The organism is Rhizobium sp. BG4 (assembly GCF_016864575.1).
GTDB lineage: Bacteria > Pseudomonadota > Alphaproteobacteria > Rhizobiales > Rhizobiaceae > Rhizobium.
Genome location: NZ_CP044126.1, coordinates 943,886 through 964,765 on the forward strand (window position 1 = coordinate 943,886; position 20,880 = coordinate 964,765).

General features: G+C 63.6%; 20 protein-coding genes. 19 read left to right on the forward strand and 1 reads right to left on the reverse strand.

The features are described from left to right. The first annotated feature begins 91 nt into the window (after positions 1-91). From ugpB to F2982_RS24555, 11 genes are all read left to right on the forward strand, one after another. On the forward strand, positions 92-1,402 hold the full coding sequence (gene ugpB / locus F2982_RS24505; protein ID WP_203430218.1) for a sn-glycerol-3-phosphate ABC transporter substrate-binding protein UgpB: 1,311 nt from the start codon (positions 92-94) through the stop codon (positions 1,400-1,402). A 64-nt stretch (positions 1,403-1,466) separates the two neighbouring features. Further along, on the forward strand, positions 1,467-2,348 hold the full coding sequence (gene ugpA, locus F2982_RS24510) for a sn-glycerol-3-phosphate ABC transporter permease UgpA (RefSeq protein ID WP_203430219.1): 882 nt from the start codon (positions 1,467-1,469) through the stop codon (positions 2,346-2,348). A 9-nt stretch (positions 2,349-2,357) separates the two neighbouring features. Next, positions 2,358-3,206 (forward strand): sn-glycerol-3-phosphate ABC transporter permease UgpE, encoded by an 849-nt coding sequence (gene ugpE / locus F2982_RS24515; RefSeq protein ID WP_203430220.1) that lies wholly within the window; start codon positions 2,358-2,360, stop codon positions 3,204-3,206. Then, a complete protein-coding gene (locus tag F2982_RS24520) occupies positions 3,206-4,252 on the forward strand; it encodes a sn-glycerol-3-phosphate import ATP-binding protein UgpC (protein WP_199625578.1) in 1,047 nt (348 codons plus the stop codon). Before ugpE ends, F2982_RS24520 begins: the two co-directional genes overlap by 1 nt. A 411-nt stretch (positions 4,253-4,663) precedes the next feature. Further along, entirely contained in the window at positions 4,664-5,554 is an 891-nt protein-coding gene (gene cyoA / locus F2982_RS24525) for a ubiquinol oxidase subunit II (RefSeq protein ID WP_246777657.1), read from the forward strand. After that, a complete protein-coding gene (cyoB, locus tag F2982_RS24530) occupies positions 5,554-7,530 on the forward strand; it encodes a cytochrome o ubiquinol oxidase subunit I (RefSeq protein ID WP_203430222.1) in 1,977 nt (658 codons plus the stop codon). Before cyoA ends, cyoB begins: the two co-directional genes overlap by 1 nt. Before the next feature lie 3 nt (positions 7,531-7,533). After that, on the forward strand, positions 7,534-8,160 hold the full coding sequence (gene cyoC, locus F2982_RS24535) for a cytochrome o ubiquinol oxidase subunit III (RefSeq protein WP_203430223.1): 627 nt from the start codon (positions 7,534-7,536) through the stop codon (positions 8,158-8,160). Then, positions 8,160-8,519 carry a cytochrome o ubiquinol oxidase subunit IV gene (gene cyoD / locus F2982_RS24540; protein ID WP_199625582.1) on the forward strand — a complete coding sequence of 120 codons (360 nt, stop codon included), beginning with the start codon at positions 8,160-8,162 and terminating at the stop codon, positions 8,517-8,519. The genes cyoC and cyoD overlap by 1 nt, the downstream gene beginning before the upstream one ends. 67 nt (positions 8,520-8,586) lie before the next feature. Continuing rightward, positions 8,587-9,810: a 5-aminolevulinate synthase gene (gene hemA, locus F2982_RS24545; RefSeq protein ID WP_203430224.1), complete on the forward strand. Its 1,224-nt coding sequence runs from the start codon at positions 8,587-8,589 to the stop codon at positions 9,808-9,810. A gap of 22 nt (positions 9,811-9,832) precedes the next feature. Then, positions 9,833-11,830: a DUF2849 domain-containing protein gene (locus F2982_RS24550; RefSeq protein ID WP_203430225.1), complete on the forward strand. Its 1,998-nt coding sequence runs from the start codon at positions 9,833-9,835 to the stop codon at positions 11,828-11,830. Next, positions 11,817-12,317 carry a DUF934 domain-containing protein gene (locus tag F2982_RS24555; RefSeq protein ID WP_203430226.1) on the forward strand — a complete coding sequence of 167 codons (501 nt, stop codon included), beginning with the start codon at positions 11,817-11,819 and terminating at the stop codon, positions 12,315-12,317. The genes F2982_RS24550 and F2982_RS24555 overlap by 14 nt, the downstream gene beginning before the upstream one ends. Here F2982_RS24555 and F2982_RS24560 read toward each other — a convergent pair. Further along, entirely contained in the window at positions 12,300-13,679 is a 1,380-nt protein-coding gene (locus F2982_RS24560; RefSeq protein ID WP_203430227.1) for a PLP-dependent aminotransferase family protein, read from the reverse strand. The genes F2982_RS24555 and F2982_RS24560 overlap by 18 nt on opposite strands. A gap of 99 nt (positions 13,680-13,778) precedes the next feature. Between F2982_RS24560 and F2982_RS24565 the strand changes: the two genes are divergently transcribed. From F2982_RS24565 to F2982_RS24600, 8 genes are all read left to right on the forward strand, one after another. After that, the gene (locus F2982_RS24565; RefSeq protein WP_203430228.1) at positions 13,779-14,615 is read left to right on the forward strand and encodes a methylenetetrahydrofolate reductase; all 837 of its coding nucleotides are present in this window, start codon (positions 13,779-13,781) and stop codon (positions 14,613-14,615) included. 47 nt (positions 14,616-14,662) lie between these two features. Next, positions 14,663-15,445, forward strand: coding sequence for an IclR family transcriptional regulator (locus tag F2982_RS24570; protein WP_203430229.1), 783 nt, complete (start codon positions 14,663-14,665; stop codon positions 15,443-15,445). A 92-nt stretch (positions 15,446-15,537) separates the two neighbouring features. Then, on the forward strand, positions 15,538-16,074 hold the full coding sequence (locus tag F2982_RS24575; RefSeq protein WP_246777581.1) for a hypothetical protein: 537 nt from the start codon (positions 15,538-15,540) through the stop codon (positions 16,072-16,074). A gap of 71 nt (positions 16,075-16,145) precedes the next feature. Further along, positions 16,146-16,931: a 2-oxo-hept-4-ene-1,7-dioate hydratase gene (gene hpaH, locus F2982_RS24580; RefSeq protein WP_199625589.1), complete on the forward strand. Its 786-nt coding sequence runs from the start codon at positions 16,146-16,148 to the stop codon at positions 16,929-16,931. A gap of 8 nt (positions 16,932-16,939) precedes the next feature. Then, entirely contained in the window at positions 16,940-17,704 is a 765-nt protein-coding gene (locus F2982_RS24585; RefSeq protein ID WP_203430230.1) for an aldolase/citrate lyase family protein, read from the forward strand. A gap of 376 nt (positions 17,705-18,080) precedes the next feature. Further along, a complete protein-coding gene (locus F2982_RS24590; RefSeq protein WP_130280323.1) occupies positions 18,081-19,337 on the forward strand; it encodes an ABC transporter substrate-binding protein in 1,257 nt (418 codons plus the stop codon). A gap of 42 nt (positions 19,338-19,379) precedes the next feature. Beyond that, positions 19,380-20,096: an ABC transporter ATP-binding protein gene (locus F2982_RS24595; RefSeq protein WP_112714547.1), complete on the forward strand. Its 717-nt coding sequence runs from the start codon at positions 19,380-19,382 to the stop codon at positions 20,094-20,096. A gap of 2 nt (positions 20,097-20,098) precedes the next feature. After that, positions 20,099-20,878: an ABC transporter ATP-binding protein gene (locus tag F2982_RS24600; RefSeq protein ID WP_203430231.1), complete on the forward strand. Its 780-nt coding sequence runs from the start codon at positions 20,099-20,101 to the stop codon at positions 20,876-20,878. The last annotated feature ends 2 nt before the right edge of the window (positions 20,879-20,880 follow it).

The following is a 20,880-nucleotide window of genomic DNA, read 5'->3' on the forward strand; positions in this document are numbered from 1 at the left end:
GCAACGAAACCGGCCGGTGAGATCGAGGAGGATCTGCGCCGGCAAGCCGTGACCGGCTGAAACGGCGCGGCAGGACACATAGGGAGGAACCATGTCCATTCGTTTCATCGCCGCATCGGCGGCAACTGTCACCCTGTCGCTCTCCTTCGCTTCGAGCGCTTTCGCGGTGACCGAACTGCAGTGGTGGCACGCCATGGCGGGCGCCAATAACGAGGTGGTCAACCAGCTCTCCAAGGAATTCAACGACAGCCAGAAGGACTACAAGATCGTTCCGGTCTTCAAGGGCACCTATCCGGAAGCCCTGAATGCCGGCATCGCCGCCTTCCGCGCCAAGCAGGCGCCGGCGATCCTGCAGGTCTTCGACGCCGGCAGCGGCGTGATGATGGGCGCCGAGGGCGCGATCATGCCGGCGGCCCAGGTTCTCGAAAAGGGCGGCTTCAAGTTCGACAAGTCGGAATACCTGCCTGGTATCGCCGCCTATTATTCGAAGCCCGACGGCACGATGCTGTCCTTCCCCTACAACTCGTCCTCGCCGATCCTCTATTACAACAAGGACACCTTCAAGAAGGCCGGTCTCGACCCGGAAAGCCCGCCGAAGACCTGGCCTGAAGTGTTCGAGGCCGCCAAGAAGATCAAGTCGAGCGGCGCCTCCTCCTGCGGCCTGACATCCACCTGGCTGACCTGGATCCAGACCGAGAACCTCGCTGCCTGGAACAACGTCTCCTACGGCTCGAACGAGAACGGCCTTGCCGGTACCGATGTGAAGCTCGCCTTCAACTCGCCGCTCTTCGTCCAGCATTTCCAGTCGATCGCCGATCTCGCCAAGGACGGCACCTTCCGTTATGGCGGCCGGACTTCCGAGGCCAAGCAGCTCTTCACCTCCGGCGAATGCGGCATCATGACGGAATCGTCAGGCGGCCTCGGCGACATCATCAAGACGGGCATGAACTACGGCATCGGCCAGCTGCCCTACTATGAAGGCGAAGGGCGCCCGCAGAACACCATCCCCGGCGGCGCCAGCCTCTGGGTCTTCGCCGGCAAGAGTGACGAGGAATACAAGGGCATCGCCCAGTTCTTCCACTTCCTGTCGCAGACCAAGATCCAGGCGCGCTTGCACCAGGTCTCCGGCTACATGCCGGTCACCATGGCCGCCTATGAGGACACCAAGAAGTCCGGCTTCTACGACAAGAACCCGGGCCGCGAAACGCCGATCCTGCAGATGATGGGCAAGGCGCCGACCGAAAACTCCAAGGGCGTGCGTCTCGTCAACCTGCCGCAGGTCCGCGACATCATGAACGAAGAGTTCGAAGCGATGCTCGCCGGCAAGCAGGATGCCAAGGCTGCCCTCGACAAGGCGGTCGAGCGCGGCAATGCCGCCATCCAGCAGGCGATCGGCCAGTAAGTTACGGCGCAATTCCGCCCGCTGCTTCGGCCGCGGGCGGTCCCTTCATGCCAAGGAGATCGCCGTGCAGCGCGTCGTCTTTCCGAACAAGATCCTTCCCTATTTCCTGGTGGCCCCGCAGATCATCCTCACGGTGGTCTTCTTCTTCTGGCCGGCCAGCCAGGCGCTCTACCAGTCGATGCAGCGCGAAGACCCCTTCGGCCTGAAAAGCGGCTTCGTCGGCTTTGCGAATTTCCGCGATGTGCTGGCCGATCCCAACTATCTGCATTCGCTCTACGTCACCGTCGTCTTCAGCGTTCTGACCGCCCTGCTGTCGATGGTCGTGGCGCTGGCTTTGGCGACGGCCGCCGACAAGGTGGTGCGCGGGCAAACCTTCTATCGCACGCTGCTGATCTGGCCCTATGCCGTGGCGCCCGCCGTCGCCGGCATGCTGTGGCTCTTCATGTTCAATCCGGCCATGGGCACCTTCGCCTATATCCTGCGCCGCAACGGCTTCATGTGGGATCCGCTTCTGAACGGCAACCAGGCGATGACGCTGGTCATCGTCGCGGCCGCCTGGAAGCAGATCAGCTACAATTTCCTGTTCTTCGTCGCCGGCCTGCAGGCGATCCCGAAATCGTTGATCGAAGCGGCCGCGATCGACGGCGCCCGCGGCAGCCGCCGCTTCTGGACGATCGTCTTCCCGCTGCTGGCGCCGACCACCTTCTTCCTGCTCGTCGTCAACACCGTCTACGCCTTCTTCGACACCTTCGGCATCATCCATTCGGTGACCGGCGGCGGCCCGGCAAAGGCGACGGAAACGCTGGTCTACAAGGTCTATAATGACGGCTTCGTGAACCTCAATCTCGGCTCGTCCGCGGCCCAGTCGGTGATCCTGATGATCATCGTCATCGCCCTGACCGCCTTCCAATTCCGCTTCGTCGAGAAGCGCGTGCATTATGCGTGAGGGCCTGAAATGATCGAAAAACGCCCAATCGCCAGCCTCATCGGCCACCTGATGCTGATCATCGGCATCATCATCGTCGCCTTCCCGATCTATTACACCTTCATCGCCTCAACGATGACGTCGGCGGAGATCATCAAGCCTCCGATCTCGTTGCTGCCGGGCAGCCACTTTACCGAGAATTACAGCGAGGCGCTGTTTGGCGGCGTCGAGCGCGCCGTCGGCGTCAATCTGGAACGGCTGCTCTTCAACACCTTCGTGGTGGCGATCCTGATTGCCGTCGGCAAGATCCTGATCTCCTTCCTGTCGGCCTTCGCGGTGGTGTTCTTCCGCTTTCCGCTGCGCATGGTGTTCTTCTGGATGATCTTCGTGACGCTGATGCTGCCGGTCGAGGTGCGCATCCTGCCCACCTACAAGGTGATCGTCGATCTCGGCCTGATCGATACCTATGCAGGACTGACCCTGCCGCTGATGGCCTCGGCGACCGCAACCTTCCTGTTCCGGCAGTTCTTCCTGACGATCCCCGGCGAACTGCTGGAGGCGGCGCGTATCGACAATGCCGGACCGTTCCGCTTCATGCGCGATATCCTGCTGCCGCTGTCGCGCACCAATATCGCCGCGCTCTTCGTTATTCTGTTCATCTATGGCTGGACGCAGTATCTCTGGCCGCTGCTCGTTACCAATGACGCGCAGATGAACACGATCATTATCGGGCTCAGGAAGATGGTGGATTTCACCGACGCGGCGACGCCCTGGAATTTCGTGATGGTGACGGCGATCCTTGCGATCATCCCGCCCATCCTCGTCGTGGTGCTGATGCAGCGCTGGTTCGTAAAAGGTCTTGTGGAGACGGAGAAGTAATGGCCAGAATCACCCTCAAGGATGTCCGCAAGACCTATGGCGGCGGCGTCGAAGTCATCAAGGGCGTTTCGCTTGACATCGCCGACGGCGAGCTCGTCGTTCTCGTCGGCCCCTCCGGCTGCGGCAAGTCCACGCTGCTCAGGATGATCGCCGGTCTGGAAGGGATCACGTCGGGCCAGATCGCCATCGGCGAACGCGTCGTCAACGACCTGGAACCCTCGGAGCGCGATATCGCCATGGTCTTCCAGAACTATGCGCTCTATCCGCATATGACCGTGCGCCAGAACCTCGCCTACGGCCTGAAGAACCGCAACACGCCAAAGGACGAGATCGAGCGGCGGATCGTCAAGGCGGCGAAATCGCTGGAGATCGAGCCCTTCCTGGAGCGCAAGCCGCGCCAGCTCTCCGGCGGCCAGCGCCAGCGCGTCGCCATGGGCCGCGCCATCGTACGCGAGCCCGCGGCCTTCCTGTTCGACGAGCCGCTCTCCAACCTCGATGCCAAGCTGCGCGTGCAGATGCGCGTCGAGATCAAGCGGCTGCAGCGGGCGCTCGCAACGACCAGCGTCTATGTCACCCACGACCAGATGGAAGCCATGACGCTCGCCGACCGGCTTGTCGTCCTGAACGGCGGCCAGATCGAGCAGGTCGGAACACCGATCGAGCTTTACGAAAAGCCGGCAACCACCTTCGTCGCCACCTTCATCGGCTCGCCCTCGATGAACCTCTTGGAGACCAGCGGCAGCGGCTTTGCACTCGGTAACGGCGCCACGCCGCTGCCGTCTGGTACCGCCACCCTCGGCATTCGCCCGGAAGACCTGCACCTTGCCGAACCCGGTAAGCCCGATGCCTTCACCGCCGATGTCCGGGTCGGCGCTGTCGAGTTGGTCGGTGCCGAGAGCTATGTCCACGGCACGCTGCCGAACGCCCAGGACATCGTCTTCCGCGTTCCCGGCCGATCGCAGATCGCCATCGATTCCCGTGTCACCGTCGGCGCCGCCCAATCCAGCCTTCATTTCTTCGACGGCAACGGCAAACGGATCGGCTGACCCCAGCAGTCATCCCCTGATCTTCTGTTCCTGAGCAGCCCGGCAACGGGCTGCTCAGTCGCCGTTCTGCGTCCTGCAATCCCCTCCACTCGCCAAACGACCCGATTGCTGCGGCCTATGCGCTGCGCGACGTCGGGAGGCATTGTATGGACCAGTATTTCAGAAATCCATACAATTAACGGTTTAGAGACGTTCATTCGACGCCACTTTGTCGCAGATTGTCGGCTTTCGTCGCGAGCGTGTTGATTGCGACGGCCTTTCCTGTTAGCGCATGCAACACACAATCAATATTGTATGCGTATAAGGCATATTATGACAGAATTTTGTATGCGCCATGACGCAATGCCTGGCCGACCGAACCGTCGCGGCACGCTCTCCCGCGTTTTCCGTTTCCTCCGCACCGGCGGCGCGATGCTGCTGACGGCAGCCTCGCTCACGGCCTGCGAACATCTCGAGCTGATGAACCCGAAAGGCGATATCGGCGCGCAGGAAAAGACGCTGATCCTCATCGCGCTCGGCCTGATGCTGCTGGTCGTCATCCCCGTCATGGTGCTGACGGTGTTTTTCGCCTGGCGCTACCGCGCCACGAATACCAAGGCGACCTATGCGCCGGACTGGGCGCATTCGACCAAGATCGAAGCGATCGTCTGGACGATCCCCTGCCTGATCGTCGGCATCCTCGCCGTGATGATCTGGGAAACCACCCATTCGCTCGATCCATACAAGCCGCTGGATTCGAAGGTGCCGCCTGTCCGTGTCGAGGTGATGGCGCTGAACTGGAAGTGGCTGTTCATCTATCCGGATTACGGCGTCGCTTCCGTCAATCACCTGGCGATCCCGGCCGGCACGCCGATCAACTTCACGCTGACGGCTGAATCGATGATGAATTCCTTCTTCATCCCGCAGCTCGGCACGCAGATCTACGCCATGGCCGGTATGCGTACCCGGCTGCATCTGATCGCCGACGAGCAGGGCACCTATGACGGCCTGTCCTCGGCCTTCAGCGGCCCCGGCTTCTCCGACATGCATTTCGACGTGGTGGCAACGAGCCCCGCCGACTTCGACAAGTGGGTGGCGCAGGCCAAGAGCTCGCCGCTGACGCTGAATGCGGAGAGCTACCGGTCGCTCGAAGCCCCGAGCATCAAGAACCCCGCCGCAGTCTACGCCAATGTCGATCCGGGCATCTTCGATTCCGTGGTCAACCGCTACATGGCCGACCGCATGCCGCAGACCGCGGATGCCGCCACCTCCGACATCTGCACGGCTGCCACTCCCTATCCGACCGCCTGGAACAACAACTGATGTTTGGTAAGCTCACTCTCGACGCCATCCCCCTCCACGAACCGATCATCATGGGAACAGGCGCGGTCGTCGCCCTGCTCGGCATCGCGCTCTTCGCCTGGGTCACCTATCACGGCTGGTGGAAATACCTCTGGGAAGAATGGATCACCTCGGTCGATCACAAGAAGATCGGCGTGATGTATTTCATCCTCGGCCTCGTCATGCTGCTGCGCGGCTTTGCCGATGCCATCATGATGCGCGTCCAGCAGGCGATCGCCAGTGACGGCGCCGCCGGCTACCTGCCGCCGCACCACTACGACCAGATCTTCACCGCCCACGGCGTGATCATGATCTTCTTCGTCGCCACGCCCTTCATCCTCGGCCTGATGAATGTCGTCGTGCCGCTGCAGCTCGGCGCCCGGGACGTCGCCTATCCGTTCGTCAATTCGCTGGGCTTCTGGCTGTCGGCCGTCGGCGCCGTGCTCGTCATGGTGTCGATGTTCGTCGGCGATTTCGCCGCCACCGGCTGGGTCGCCTATCCGCCGCTTTCCGGGCTCGCCTACAGTCCGACGGTCGGGGTCGATTATTACATCTGGTCGCTGCAGGTCTCCGGTCTCGGCACGACGCTCGCAGGCATCAACTTCGTGGTGACGATCCTACGCATGCGCGCGCCCGGCATGAACCTGATGAAGATGCCGGTCTTCGTCTGGACCTCGCTGATCACCAACATCCTGATCGTCGCGATCTTCCCGGTCCTGACCGCGACGCTCGCGCTGCTCGCCGCCGACCGCTACTTCGACATGCATTTCTTCACCAACGAGCTTGGTGGCAATGCGATGATGTATATCAACCTCATCTGGATCTGGGGTCACCCCGAGGTCTACGTGCTGATCCTGCCGTGCTTCGGCGTCTATTCCGAAGTGATCGCCACCTTCTCGCGCAAGCCGCTGTTCGGCTACAAGTCGATGGTCTACGCCACCTCGTCGATCGGCATCCTGTCCTTCTTCGTCTGGCTGCACCACTTCTTCACCATGGGCTCGGGCGCCAACGTCAATGCCTTCTTCGGCATCATGACGACGATCATCTCGATCCCGACAGGCGTGAAGTTGTTCAACTGGCTGTTCACGATGTATCGCGGCCGGATCCGTTTCCATTCGGCAACGCTGTGGACCATCGGCTTCATGGTCACTTTTGCCGTCGGCGGCATGACTGACGTGCTGCTGGCCGTCCCGGGCGCCGATTTCGTCCTGCATAACAGCCTGTTCCTCGTCGCCCACTTCCACAACGTCATCATCGGCGGCGTCGTCTTCGGCTGCCTCGCCGGCATGAGCTTCTGGTTCCCGAAGGTCTTCGGCTTCACGCTCAACGAGTTCTGGGGCAAGGTTTCCTTCTGGTGCTGGCTGATCGGCTACTGGCTGGCCTTCACGCCGCTCTACATCCTTGGCTTCAAGGGTATGACGCGGCGCATGAACCACTATGAGGTGCCCGGCTGGCACCCCTACCTGGTGGTCGCCCTGATCGGCGCCATCATCATCGGCCTCGGCATCCTGGCGATCCTCGTTCAGCTCTATGTCAGCGTGCGCGACCGCGAGCAGAACCGTGACGTCACCGGCGATCCCTGGGATGCGCGCAGCCTGGAATGGGCAACCGCTTCGCCGGCGCCGTTCTACAACTTCGCCCATGTGCCGGAGATCACCTCGCTCGAGCAGCATTGGGAAGACAAGCAGACCGGCAAGGCGAGTGAGCGCGTCTGGGAATACGAAGACATCCACATGCCGCGCAACACTGCGGCAGGCTTTGTGATCTCGGCCTTCAGCTTCGTGCTCTGCTTCGCGCTCATCTGGCACATGTGGGTCTTCGCGGCCATCGGCCTTGCCGGAATGATCGTAACCTTCCTCGCCCGATCCTACGACCGCGACGTCGATTACTACGTGCCGGCCGCAGAGGTCGCGCGGATCGAAAACGCACGCTTCGCCCTGATGCGCAAAGGAGCCTGACGGATGAACATTCACGTTAAACCAGACCAGCACGGCAGCCACGCCGGAGGCCATCACGGTCACGGCGAGCACGACAGCGGCGGCAACACCGTTCTCGGCTTCTGGATCTACCTGATGAGCGACTGCCTCATCTTCGCGACACTGTTTGCGACCTTCGGCGTGCTGGCGGCCAATACCGCCGGTGCCCCGGGCGGCCGGGAGATCTTCGACCTCCCCTACGTCGCGATCGAAACCGTGATCCTGCTGATCAGCAGCTTCACCTTCGGCATGGCCGGGCTGCATCTGCAGGCGGGCGCGAAGGCCAAGGTCATGCAGTGGCTGGCCATCACCTTCGTGTTCGGCGCCGTGTTCATCGTCATGGAAATCCATGAATTCATGGCGCTGATCGCCGAGGGCGCAGGCCCCAGCCGCAGCGCTTTCCTGTCGGCCTATTTCACGCTGGTCGGCACGCACGGCCTGCATGTGACGGCCGGTCTTCTGTGGCTCGCGACGATGATCCACCAGGTCTGGCGCTTCGGCCTCGACGGCGTCGTGCGCCGCCGCCTCGCCTGCCTCAGCCTGTTCTGGCACTTCCTCGACCTGATCTGGATCTGCGTCTTCACCTTCGTCTATCTCAGGGGCGTTCTCTGATGGCTCACTCTCCTTCCGAAACAGCGGCGCATGCCAGCTTGCGATCCTATGTCTGGGGCTTCATGCTGTCCCTCGGCCTGACCGGTCTTTCGTTCGGCGCCGTCATGAGCGGCGTGCTGCCCTCCGAGGCGATCCTGCCTGTCATCACCGTACTTGCCGTGGTGCAGCTCCTCGTGCAGCTCGTCTTCTTCCTGCATCTCGGCACCGCACCCGACCAGCGCAGCAACACGACGATCTTTCTGCTGACGATCATGCTGATCGCCATCATCGTCTCCGGTTCGCTCTGGGTCATCCACAACGCGAACGTCAACATGATGCCCTCGGGCATGACGATCGAGCGCGCCAAGGCGCTCGATTGATCCCCTTCATCCCATCGACTGAGTCGCCGGTCGTTCCCCCAGCCAGGCGGCGGAAAAGAGCAAGGCAATGGACTATGCTGCTAGATTTGAGACCCTTCTTTCCGAGCTGAAGCTCGACGGCCGGTACCGCACCTTCGCGGAACTCGAACGCATCGCCGGCGAGTTTCCGAGCGCGCTGTGGCACGGGCCGACGGGCGAAACCCGGCATGTGACGGTCTGGTGCAGCAACGACTATCTCGGCATGGGCCAGCACCCCGACGTGCTGGCCGCGATGCACGCGGCGATCGACGATTTCGGCGCCGGCACCGGCGGCACGCGCAACATCTCCGGCACCAACCGCCAGCATGTGGCGCTGGAAACCGAGCTTGCCGATCTGCACGGCAAGGAAGGCGCGCTGATCTTCACATCCGGGTGGATCTCCAATCTCGCGGCGCTCGGCACGCTCGGCAAGGTACTGCCCGATTGCGCCATCTTCTCCGACGCCCTGAACCACAATTCGATGATCGAGGGCATTCGCCGCTCCGGCGCCGAGCGCTTCATCTTCCGCCATAACGACGCTGCCCATCTCGACGAACTGATGAGCAGGATCGATCCCGCAAGGCCGAAGATCGTCGCCTTCGAGAGCGTCTACAGCATGGACGGCGATATCGCGCCGATCGCCGAAATCTGCGACGTCGCCGAGAAACACGGAGCGCTCACCTATCTCGACGAGGTGCACGCCGTCGGCCTCTACGGCGAGCACGGCGGCGGCGTTGCCGAACAGCTCGGCGTCGCCGATCGCGTCACGATCATCGAGGGCACGCTGGCCAAGGCCTTCGGCGTGATGGGCGGCTATATCACCGGCCCGGCCATGCTGATCGACGTCGTGCGCAGCTTCTCCGACAGCTTCATCTTCACGACATCCATGTGTCCGCACCTGGCGGCAGGCGCTCTGGCAGCCGTGCAACACCTGAAGGCCCATCCGCAGGAGCGCAGCGAGCAGCAGGCGAATGTGACGCTGCTGAAGCAGATGATGAAAGCGGCCAACCTGCCGATCCTCGACAGCGCCAGCCACATCATTCCGCTGATGATCCGCGACGCGCATCTCTGCCGCGCCACCAGCGAATTCCTGATGCGCGAGCACAACATCTACGTCCAGCCGATCAACTACCCGACGGTCGCCCGCGGCCAGGAGCGGCTGCGGATCACGCCGACGCCATTCCACACGCAGGCGCATATGCGCGCACTCGTCTCTGCTCTCTGCGAGGCCCGCGAAAAGCTCGGCTGGTTCGGCCACTCGGCCGCCGCCTGACATTGCCCCAGAGGAGACGACCATGCCTGCCCATATGATAACAGCCAACCGGCTGAGCGACGGCGTTGCCGTCTGGTTCGACACACGCGGCCGCTGGACCGAGGACCTCGGCAAGGCAACCATTATCGAAGACGAGCGCCTTGCCGAACTGATAGAAACGGCCCGGCTTTCCGAACGCGGCAACATCGTCGTCGACACCCGCACGATCGAAGCCGAGTGCGTCGAGGGCGAATGGGTGCCGGCAGTACGGCGCGAGCGCCTGCGGGGTACGGGGCCGAGCGTGCGGCGAGACCTCGCGACACCCCGCAAGCCGGCGCAGTGGCCGCAGCCGCCCTTTCCTGAGCTCCCGTCGGCGACCTCGTCGTCGCCCTATGCCGGTATCTACCGCTATGACGAGTATGACCGGCAGTTCCTGCGCGACCGCGCCGAACAATTCCGCCAACAGATCAACCGCCGTCTGGCGGGAGAGCTCAGCGAAGAAGAATTCAAGCCGCTGCGGCTGATGAACGGCCTCTATCTGCAGCTTCACGGCTACATGCTGCGCGTGGCGCTGCCCTACGGCGTCGTCAGCGCCGCACAGATGCGCCAGCTCGCCTATGTCGCCCGCTATTACGACCGCGGCTACGGCCATTTCACGACGCGCCAGAACATCCAGTTCAACTGGCCGCGGCTCGAAGACGCCGCCGATATTCTTGCCGTTCTGGCCGAGGCCGATCTGCACGCGATCCAGACCAGCGGCAATTGCGTTCGCAACGTCACGACCGACCATTTTGCCGGAGCGGCGGCCGAAGAAGTCGTCGACCCCCGCCTCTACGCCGAGATCCTCAGACAGTGGTCGACCGACCATCCCGAGTTCACCTACCTGCCGCGCAAGTTCAAGATCGCCATCACCGGCAGCCCCGAAGACCGTGCCGCCGTGCGCGTCCATGACATCGGCATTCTGGCGAGCCGCAACGAGGCCGGCGAACCGGGCTTCACCATCTATGCCGGGGGCGGCCTCGGCCGCACGCCCGTGGTTGGCACCAAGGTGCGCGACTGGTTGCCGGTGCGCGATCTCCTGCGCTATGTCGAGGCGATCCTGCGCGTCTACAACGCGCTCGGCCGCCGCGACAACATCTACAAGGCTCGCATCAAGATCCTGCTGCGCGAGATGAAGCCGGAAAACTTCATCCGCATGATCGAGGACGAATTCGCCGCCCTGCCGGACGATCACAACGTTCTCCACGAGGAGATCGTCGAAGCCGTCGCCGCCCGCTTCAACCCGCCGCCTTTCGAGGCATTGCCGGAGATACCCGCAGAAAAGGCGAATCGCGGCTTCAGCCTTTGGGCGAAGACCAATACGCATCCGCACAAGCAGCCGGGCTACATCTCCGCCGTCATCTCGCTGAAGCCGGAGGGCGGCATTCCGGGCGATATCAGCGCCGACGAGATGGATGTGGTCGCAGACCTTGCCGACCGCTACTCGCTCGGCGAGATCCGCATATCCCATGAGCAGAACCTGGTCCTGCCGCATGTGCGCCAGGCCGATCTGCAGGCTCTGTGGACCGGGCTGGTGGAGGCCGGGCTTGCAAGCGGCAATATCGGCCTGATCACCGACATGATCGCCTGTCCTGGGATGGATTACTGCAGCCTCGCAACCGCCCGCTCGATCCCCGTCGCGCAGCGCATCGCGGCGCGCTTTGCCGATCCCGACCGGCAGCGGCAGATCGGAGCGCTCGACCTGAACATTTCCGGCTGCATCAATGCCTGCGGCCATCACCACGTCGGCAATATCGGCCTGCTCGGCGTCGATAAGAGCGGCGAGGAGGTCTACCAGATCACCCTCGGTGGCGCCGCCGACGAGAAGGCTTCGATCGGCAGCATCATCGGTCCGTCGGTCGCCTCCGACAAGGTGGTCGATGCCATCGAAGCGATCACCGGCGCCTATCTGGCCGAACGCCGGGACGGCGAGCGGTTCATCGATACCTACCGGCGTCTCGGCCCGGCGCCGTTCAAGGAGGCCGTCTATGGCGCTGATTAATCACCTCGGCGAGGAGCTTCCCGATCGCTGGCTCTATCCGCAGCAACCCGAGACCGATGCGATGCCGGCGCCTTACACCGTTGTGCCGGCCGAAGCCCTGCAAGGGCTGGAGCGCCTGCCGCCGGATGCAAGGCCGGCCGGCGTCCTGCTGCGGCCGGAGCAATCGGCCGATTTGATCGCACTGCTGCTCGATGAGCTCGACGTGGTGGTCGTCCTGTTCGAAAAATTCCGGGACGGCCGCGGCTTCACCATCGCCCATGCGCTGCGCAACAAGCACCGCTTCATGGGCGACGTCCGCGCCATCGGCCATCTGCTGCCGGATCAACTGCCGCTGCTGCGGCAATGCGGATTCACCTCGATCGTCACACCGGCGGAACACCCGCCGGCCCGGTGGAGGAACGGCAATGCCGCCCAGGACCAGAGCGTGCAGGCCAAGCCGCTGCTGCAGCGGCTGATGAACAACCGGTCGTCAGACCACGGCGCGTGACGCCAGCGAAGGCTGTGCGATCAGACCGGAGAGAAGCGTCAACGCATCCTCCAGGGCGCCGCGGTCGGGCGCGACGCCGAGCGAAATGCGGACCGCTTCGGTCGTCGCGCCTGCCGTTGCAAAGGCCGATGCCGGTACGATCGAAACGCCGGCACGATCTGCATGTTCGGCGAAATCCGCCGCCCGCCAATGATCAGGAAGCGTCAGCCACAGATGGTGGCCGTGCGGATCGGCGGCAAAGGGAATGCCGCCGAGAATGGCAGCGGCAAGTTTCTGGCGGACGGCATTCTCGGCGCGAATGGCCGCCGTCAGCTCATTGAGCGTGCCGTCGGTGATCCAGCGGCTGGCAAGCGCCGACATCAGCGGCGGCGCCATCAGGATCGTCGCGCGCAGCACGCCGGCAAGCCGCAGCCCCTGCCCGGCATTGGGCGCCACGACATAGGCAACGCGGAGCGCCGGCGTGGCGCATTTCGACAGCGTCGCGATATGCCAGGTGATATCGGGCGCCATCTCTGCAAACGAGACGATCCGCTCCGGCTGCAACGAGCTGTAGGGATCGTCCTCGATGATCGCCACGCCGTAGTGACGGGCAAGCGAAACAAGCGCTTGGCGCCGCGCCTGCGGCAACGTTGCCGTGCTCGGGTTGTCGATCGACGGAATGACGTAGAGCGCCTTCGGTGGCGCACGGCTGCAAAGCCGCTCGAAGGCGTCGGGGATGATACCCTCGGCATCCATCGCCAGCGGCTCGAGCCGGACACCCTTCTGCATCGCCACCGCCTTGAGGCCGGGATAGGTGACCTCGCCCGCGGCGATGGCATCACCGCCGCGCAGCAACAGATCGCAGACGGCAAACAGCGCGCTCTGCGCCCCGCCGGCAATGACGATTCTCTCAGCGGAAATGCCTGCAATACGCTGGCCGAGCCATGTGGCGGCAGCCTTCCGGTCGATCTCGGCGCCGTTACTCTCCTGATAATGCAAGCTGAGCAGGCCGCGCGATCCAGCCAGAACCTCGGCGATCCCCTGCGGCAGGGCCTTCTTCAGATTGGCCGATTGCGGCTGCGGCGGGATGTTCATGCTGAGATCGATGAGCGGCGCCCGGCGTTCCAGCGGGCCGTTTTCCTCCAGCCGCTCGCTGATGAAACTGCCGCGGCCGGCCTGAGCCTCGACCAGTCCGCGCCGCCGCGCCTCGTTGAAGGCGCGTGTCACGGTGGTCAGATCGACGTTCAGCGCCTCGGCGATCGTGCGCTGCGGCGGCAGCCGTTCACCCGGCGTCACCCGGCCCGCGCGGATATCCGCCTCGAGCGCCTCGACGATGCCGAGATATTTCATGCGGGCGGTTTCATTCAGCCGCGGCTGCCACATAAGATACCCTCCATGTATGCCGCATTGACATACATTTTTATCCCCATGTATGGCAATCCCGATGCGCCGCAAAACGGCTGGTATTGCTAGGGGAAGAGAATGTCTGAACGACGCGGCTTGTGGCCGGACTACGCGCTCGAGATCACCGGCAAGGGTATCGGCGAGATCGAAACCGCCCGGCCGGTAATCGCGCCGGGCACGCCGGTCAATATCGCCTTCCTCGGCAACGAGACGCATGCCCAGCGCATCGAGGCCGCGCGCATCCTGCGCCGCTCCGGGTTCGAGCCGGTGCCGATCATCTCCGCCCGCCGCCTGACATCGGAAGACGACGTGGAGACACTGATCGGTGGGCTGAAAGCCGCCGCTTCTCCGCAGCGCTTCCTCTTCGTCGGCGGCGATCCGGCCACGGCGGCCGGGCCTTATTCCGATGCGATGACACTCCTCGAAAGCGGCGTTCTACAGCGCCACGGCATCGCCCGCGCAGGGATCGTCGGCTATCCCGAGGGACATCCGAAGATCAGCGATGCGGCGCTGTGGCAGGCGCTGCTCGCCAAGCTCGCCTTCCTTCGCGACAGCGGCTGCGAGACCGAGATCACCACGCAATATGGTTTCGATGCGGATGCCATTATCGGCTGGATCGCCAGGCTGCGGAATGCGGGCATCCATGTGCCCGTCCGCATCGGCATTCCCGGCCCGTCGCGGGCGGCAACGCTGATCCGCTTCGCCCGGCAATTCGGCGTCGCGCGCTCTCCTGAGCCGCTCGGCGATCCCGATGCGGTTGTCACGGCCGACCGCTTTGCAGCGCGCCTGCTTGAAGGTCTTGAGAGGCGGGCGCTCGGCAACGTGTTCTTCCATCTGTACCCGTTCGGCGGCATCGCAGCAGCCATCGAGTGGTTGAACCGCGTGGTGACGCCGAACCATTCTGCTATTGACTGACGGCGGTCAGCGGCTACGAAAAGGGAACCAACCCAGAAGAAGCATCGATGACGCCGCCAGACTCTTCCCCGACCAAGGCCAAGGGCCAACGCAACGAAATCCGCCTGATCGCCCGTGCCGCATCGATCCTGCGGGCGCTCGCCGAGGAGCCTTCGGGGCTCAGCCTCGGGCAGATCGCCAAGCAGACCGGGCTTGCCCGGGCAACCGTGCAGCGGCTGGTGGGGGCGATGGAGGTCGAGCGGCTGGTGGCGACCGAGGTGGATAAGGTCGGCGTCAGGATCGGCTCGGAAATCCCGCGGATCGCGACGCTCGCCTACCGCGATATCAGGCAATTCTTCCGCACGGCGATCGAGCAGCTGCATCAGGATGTCGAGGAAAGCGTCGACCTGACCGTGCTGCAGGGCAACGCCGCCGTGGTGATCGACCAGGTCCAGGGCGCCGGGCGGGTGCTGCGCGTCGTCTCGCAGGTCGGCTCGGCCCTTCCTCTCTACTGTACCTCGAACGGCAAGGCGCATCTGTCACAGATGTCCGATGCCGATGTCGCCGAAATCATCGCCGGCGGATTGCCGAAGATCACGCCGCAGACAATCACCGACGGCCCCACGCTGCTCGCCGAAATCGCCAAGATCCGCGCCGGCGGCATTGCGGCCGACGAGGAGGAATATGCGGCGGGCGTCTGTGCGCTATCGCTTCCGGTTCGCGGCGTCGGAAATGCCAGTTACGCGCTTGGCGTCCTGATGCCGCGGCAGCGGTATGACGAGCGCGCCGGACTGGTGCGCGAGGCGCTGGCAAAGTGCCGGGCCTCGATCGAGACCGTAACCGGCCACTGACCGACCGGTCTCCGGGAATCGATAAATCCAAGCGAAATTAGGATGTTAACTCGCGACGCCGCGTGCCCGCAGGGCTACGCGGCGTTTTGCCGTTGACAATTTCCCGCTCGCGTATCTACAATTTCGATACAGCTGTACCGCATATCGATACAGTCTTGGATGCCGCAGCCTTTCTGGAGGAGGAAACCATGCTGCTTGCCGTGAAGATTCTTTTGACCATCGTGACCCTCGGTTACAGCCTCATTCCGGCTCTGGCCGATCTCAACAAGACGCACGCGACCAACCCGCGCTGGACCGGCCATGCGCGCTTCCACTGTGTCTGGCAGGTGGTGAGCTACATCATTCTCGCCATCGCCATGCTCGCCATCATCTGGTTCCCGATCCTGCCGGAACGGCCGCAGCTGATCCTGCCGCTGGTGGCTGCCGTGGCTGTCTATGGCGGCTTCTTCGCCGCCGTGCTCGGCAAGCGGTTCTACGCGGGCGAGAACTACGACGAGAACGGCTACCCGCCGGTCGGCGGGCCGCTCGGCCTCGCGCTCGACGTCAACATCACCATCTTCACCACGATGGTCGCCTTCGTCGCCGTCACCGCATTTCTTGTGTCGCAGCTTATGACCGCCGCCGTCTGAGGCACCCGAGCATGTCAGGAGAGCGGCCGCATCTCGGCCGCTTTCGTCATCCCGTTTCAAGGACATCCGAAATGCCACTGACCGAAGCCCAACTGGACGCCGCAGCCCGCTCGCTTTTCGATGCGGAAATGAGCCGCGCCGTCATTCCGCAGCTCTCGAAGAGCCATCCCGAACTCGTGCTCGCCGAAAGCTATGAGATCCAGCGCCGCTGGGTGAAACACCATCTTGCCGAAGGCCGTCGCATTGTCGGCCACAAGATCGGTCTGACATCGCGCGCCATGCAGATGGCCTCGAAGATGACCGAACCGGACTACGGCGCCCTGCTCGATCACATGATGTTCCGCGACGGCCAGACAATCCCTGCCGGACGCTTCATCAGGCCGCGGCTCGAGGTTGAGCTCGCCTTCGTCCTGAAGGACGATCTGAGCGGACCGGGCTGCAACATCTACGACGTGATGCGCGCCACCGAAGTCGTCGTTCCCGCGCTCGAGATCATCGACTACCGCACGGAAGTGCCGCGCGCGATCACCGATACGATCGCCGATAACGCGGCATCGGGCGGCGTGGTCGTCGGCGGGCGGCCGGTGCGGCCGTTCGATGTCGATATCCGCTGGGTCGCCGCGACATTGTCGAAGAACGGTATCATCGAGGAATCGGGCGTATCGGCCGCCATCATGGGACACCCGGCCGCCGGCGTCGCCTGGCTCGCCAACAAGCTTGCAGACCAGGGCGAGGTCCTGCGCAAGGGCCAGTTCATCCTCGGCGGCTCCTTCACCCGCCCCGTCGATATCGTCTCCGGAGACGTCATCCAGGCCGATTACGGCCCGCTCGGCGCCATCGGCATCTCCTTCGCATAGGTGACGCCATGCCCCGCAATCTGTTCAAACAGGCCCTCTCGGAGGGCCGCCGCCAGCATGGCCTCTGGTGCACCCTGTCCTCTGCCTTCACCACCGAAGTGGTGGCAGGGGCAGGCTACGACTGGCTGCTGCTCGATACCGAACATTCGCCCGGCGATGCGCTGACCGTACTGCCGCAGCTCCAGGTGATCGCCGGCTATCCCGGCGTCTCCGCGATCGTCCGGCCCGCCTCCAACGATGCCGTGCTGATCAAGCGGCTGCTCGATATCGGCGCCCAGACGCTGCTGATCCCCTATGTCCAGAACGCGGCGGAGGCGGAAGCCGCCGTGCGCGCGACCCGCTATCCGCCATGCGGCATACGCGGCGTCTCCGGTCTGACCCGGGCGACCCGTTTCGGCCGCGAGAAGGGCTATTTCGACAAGGCCGCCGAGGATCTCTGCGTCATCGTGCAGATCGAGACGGCGGAAGCGCTCGGCAACCTGAAGGCCATCGCGGCGGTTCCGGGTGTCGATGCGCTCTTCGTCGGTCCCGCCGATCTCGCCGCCAGCATCGGTTTCGGCGCCGATCTTAGCAATCCCGGCCTGCGCAAGACGGTCATCGATGCGATCAGCAAGATCAAGGCGGCGGGCAAGCCAGCCGGGCTTCTGAGCGGCGATCCGGTGCTGATGAAGATGGCGGCGGAAGCCGGCGTCGATTTTCTCGCCGTCGGCGTCGATGCCGGGCTGCTGGCGCGGTCGTCGGAAGCGTTGCTCGCGCAGGCGGCATCGCTCTAGAAGGGCGGCCGATAGCGCCCGGTCTGCGGGCTGAGACATGCTCTGCCGTGGCTTCCTGCCGCGCTGATTTCCTGTTGATTTTCAATAGGAAACGCGCGGCATTGCCGTATCTGCGGCCCGGCAGGAAAACGCCGAAGAATCGTCAATGTCTTATTTTTTTCATATTGACGTAATTATGAAAAATAATAGACTTCGCTGCAGATCAATACCAGACAGTCAGCCCGCCCGTTCAGGCCGCGGAATGTGAGTTCGACGCCCCGCGCATCGCGGCGGCGAAGGGTCTCGCTCGGCCACAAAACGATCGGTCACGCATGCCCAATCGCCCGGAGATGCCCTCCGGGAGACAGGTTCTTTGCTGCCAATAAAGGGGAACGATATGACGGCAAGCCTTATCAGCATGAAGAGAATTCTCGCAGGCGCATTTCTGCTTACCGCTTTGCCCGCCGGGCAGGCGCTGGCGGCGGACTGTAGCATCAGCATCGGCCGCATCGTTCCGATGACCGGCCCGCTCGCCGATGTCGGCAAGGATACGCCGTGGGTCGACGACAACAAGCTGAAGCCGATCAACGACGCCGGTGGACTGAAGGTCGGCAACGATCTCTGCAAGATCAGCTACAAGATCTATGACAGCAAGAGCACCGTCGCCGGTTCGGCCGAAGCCGCCACCCAGGCCATCCTGCAGGACAAGGTGGACTTCCTGATGGCGCAGGGCACGCCCGATACGACCAATGCGCCCTCCGATCTCTGCGAGCGCAACAAGATCCCCTGCATCGTCACCAACACCCCGGTCGAAGCCTGGCTTCTCGGCCCCGACGGCAAGCCGAAGGAATACAAATACGCCTTCGAATTCTTCTTCTCGGTGCCCGATCTGGTGAAGAACCATGTCGGCATGATCAAGGCGCTGCCGGGCGGCTTCAACGGCAAGATCGGCTATCTCTATCCGAACGATGCCGACGGCACCGTCTTTGCCAAGATCTTCGATCCGGTCTTCAAGGGCGAGGGCTGGAAGCCTGTCGATCCCGGCCGTTTCCAGCAGGGGCTGCCCGACTTCTCGTCGCTGATCAACCAGTTCAAGCGCAATCACGTCGAGGTCGTCGCCGGTGTGCTCGCCCCGCCGGATATGCAGAACTATCTGCAGCAGGCCGCCCAGGCAGGTTTCAAGCCGAAAATGTACATCATCGACAAGGGCACCGGCTATCCGGAGCCGATGGCGGCCCTCGGCGAGGTCGGCTACGGGCTGCTCTCGGTGAACTTCTGGTCGCCGGCCTATCCTGGCAGCTCGTCCTTCGGCGGCTATAGCGGCCAGGCGCTGGTCGACAGTTTCGAGAAGGCGACCGGCAAGCAGTATATCCCGCCGCTCGGTTACGACGATGCCTCCTATGACGTGCTGCTGAGCGCCATCCAGCGCGCCGGCACCAAGGACAGGGAAGCGGTCCTCGCCGCGCTGCGGACCACCAAGGTCGATACCGTCGCCGGTCCCGTCGCCTTCAACAAGCAGAACTTCTCGGTCCAGCCGCTCGGCGGTGCGCAATGGCGCTTCGACCAGGCGCAGGGAAAGATCATCAAGGAAAACGTCTTCAACGCCGTCTATCCGTCGGTCCAGAAGACAGCCGAGATGAAGCTCTACGAATAGGGTGCCTTCGATCTGCGACACATCCGGACGGAGACAACCGACATGACCAGGATTCTCGAAGTCACCAATCTCACCAAATCCTTCGGCGCGCTCACCGTGGCGAAGGACGTGAGTTTCCATGTCTCGGAAGGCGAAGTGCTTGGCGTGATCGGCCCGAACGGCGCCGGAAAGACGACGCTGTTCGGCATGCTCTCCGGCCATATCAAGCCTTCGTCCGGCATGGTGCGGTTCTGCGGCAAGGACATCACGACGGCGCCGCCGCATCGCCGTGCCAGGCTCGGCATCGGGCGGACCTATCAGGTGCCGAAGCCTTTCGGGCAAATGACCGTCGAGCAGAACCTGCGCGTGGCGGCAACCTTTGCCGGACAGATGGACCAGCGTTCCGCCGACCATTGGGTCGGCGAGACGCTGGCGCTGACCGGGCTGTCGGCCCATGCCGGCATGCTCGCCGGCAGCCTGCCGCTCCTGGTGCGCAAGCGCCACGAACTTGCCCGGGCGCTCGCCATGCGGCCGCGCCTGCTGCTGATCGACGAGGTGGCGGCGGGGCTGACCGAGGAGGAGGTGAGCGCCTTCATCTCCATGGTGAAAAGCGTGCGCTCCCTCGGCATCGCCGTCGTCTGGATCGAGCATGTGATCCGCACGATGCTGACCGCCACCGATCGCCTGATGGTTCTGGCTGGCGGCGAGATCGTCGCCGACGGCAATCCCGACAAGGTCATGGCCCTTCCCGAAACCCGCCGCATCTATCTCGGAGCCTGACGATGTCCGCGACCGAAACCATTCTCGCACTCGACGAAATCTCCGCCTTCTATGGCGAGCTGCAGGCGCTGTTCGATATCGATCTCGAGCTTCGCCGCGGCGACATCCTGGCGCTGATCGGCGCCAACGGCGCCGGCAAATCGACGCTGCTGCGGACCATCACCGGGCTGACGGCCGTCGGCGGCAAGACGCGGCTGACCGGCCGCATGCGCTTCGAGGGCCAGGCTATCGAACTCCTGCCGCCCGAGCGGATCGTCGAGATGGGCATTGCCCTCGTCCCGGAGGGACGGCGGCTGTTTTCGCGCATGAGCGTGGAGGACAATTTGCTCTGCGGCGCCTACCTGCCGGTCTGGCGGCGTAGTGCGCGGCAGAAACTCGACGAAATCTACGATCTCTTCCCAAAGCTTGCCGAACGGCGCCGCCAGATCGTGACGCAAATGTCCGGCGGCGAGCAGCAGATGGTGGCGATCGGCCGGGCGCTGATGACCTCGCCGCGCCTGCTGCTGCTCGATGAAGTCTCGCTCGGGCTTTCGCCTGCCACCGTCGAGGACCTCTACGGCAATCTGCAGCGGCTGCGCGACCGGTTGAGCATCATCCTCGTGGAACAGGATCTGCAGCGGGCGATGACCTTTGCCGGGCGCGCCGCCGTCATGCTGGAGGGCCGCATCGTCCTGTCCGGCGAGACCGCTGCGCTCACCCGCGAGGCGATCACCGCCGCCTATTTCGGCGGCGGCCGCCATTCCCATCCCTCGATCCGCAAATTTGCCCAGGGAGCCCCGTGATC

Excerpts from the sequence above, each read along its gene's own strand:
- ugpB (WP_203430218.1), top strand. The coding sequence starts at position 92 with ATGTCCATTCGTTTCATCGCCGCATCGGCGGCAACTGTCACCCTGTCG.
- ugpE (WP_203430220.1), top strand. The coding sequence starts at position 2,358 with ATGATCGAAAAACGCCCAATCGCCAGCCTCATCGGCCACCTGATGCTG.
- F2982_RS24520 (WP_199625578.1), top strand. The coding sequence starts at position 3,206 with ATGGCCAGAATCACCCTCAAGGATGTCCGCAAGACCTATGGCGGCGGC.
- cyoA (WP_246777657.1), top strand. The coding sequence starts at position 4,664 with ATGCTGCTGACGGCAGCCTCGCTCACGGCCTGCGAACATCTCGAGCTG.
- cyoB (WP_203430222.1), top strand. The coding sequence starts at position 5,554 with ATGTTTGGTAAGCTCACTCTCGACGCCATCCCCCTCCACGAACCGATC.
- cyoC (WP_203430223.1), top strand. The coding sequence starts at position 7,534 with ATGAACATTCACGTTAAACCAGACCAGCACGGCAGCCACGCCGGAGGC.
- cyoD (WP_199625582.1), top strand. The coding sequence starts at position 8,160 with ATGGCTCACTCTCCTTCCGAAACAGCGGCGCATGCCAGCTTGCGATCC.
- hemA (WP_203430224.1), top strand. The coding sequence starts at position 8,587 with ATGGACTATGCTGCTAGATTTGAGACCCTTCTTTCCGAGCTGAAGCTC.
- F2982_RS24550 (WP_203430225.1), top strand. The coding sequence starts at position 9,833 with ATGCCTGCCCATATGATAACAGCCAACCGGCTGAGCGACGGCGTTGCC.
- F2982_RS24555 (WP_203430226.1), top strand. The coding sequence starts at position 11,817 with ATGGCGCTGATTAATCACCTCGGCGAGGAGCTTCCCGATCGCTGGCTC.
- F2982_RS24560 (WP_203430227.1), bottom strand. The coding sequence starts at position 13,679 with ATGTGGCAGCCGCGGCTGAATGAAACCGCCCGCATGAAATATCTCGGC.
- F2982_RS24565 (WP_203430228.1), top strand. The coding sequence starts at position 13,779 with ATGTCTGAACGACGCGGCTTGTGGCCGGACTACGCGCTCGAGATCACC.
- F2982_RS24570 (WP_203430229.1), top strand. The coding sequence starts at position 14,663 with ATGACGCCGCCAGACTCTTCCCCGACCAAGGCCAAGGGCCAACGCAAC.
- hpaH (WP_199625589.1), top strand. The coding sequence starts at position 16,146 with ATGCCACTGACCGAAGCCCAACTGGACGCCGCAGCCCGCTCGCTTTTC.
- F2982_RS24585 (WP_203430230.1), top strand. The coding sequence starts at position 16,940 with ATGCCCCGCAATCTGTTCAAACAGGCCCTCTCGGAGGGCCGCCGCCAG.
- F2982_RS24590 (WP_130280323.1), top strand. The coding sequence starts at position 18,081 with ATGACGGCAAGCCTTATCAGCATGAAGAGAATTCTCGCAGGCGCATTT.
- F2982_RS24595 (WP_112714547.1), top strand. The coding sequence starts at position 19,380 with ATGACCAGGATTCTCGAAGTCACCAATCTCACCAAATCCTTCGGCGCG.
- F2982_RS24600 (WP_203430231.1), top strand. The coding sequence starts at position 20,099 with ATGTCCGCGACCGAAACCATTCTCGCACTCGACGAAATCTCCGCCTTC.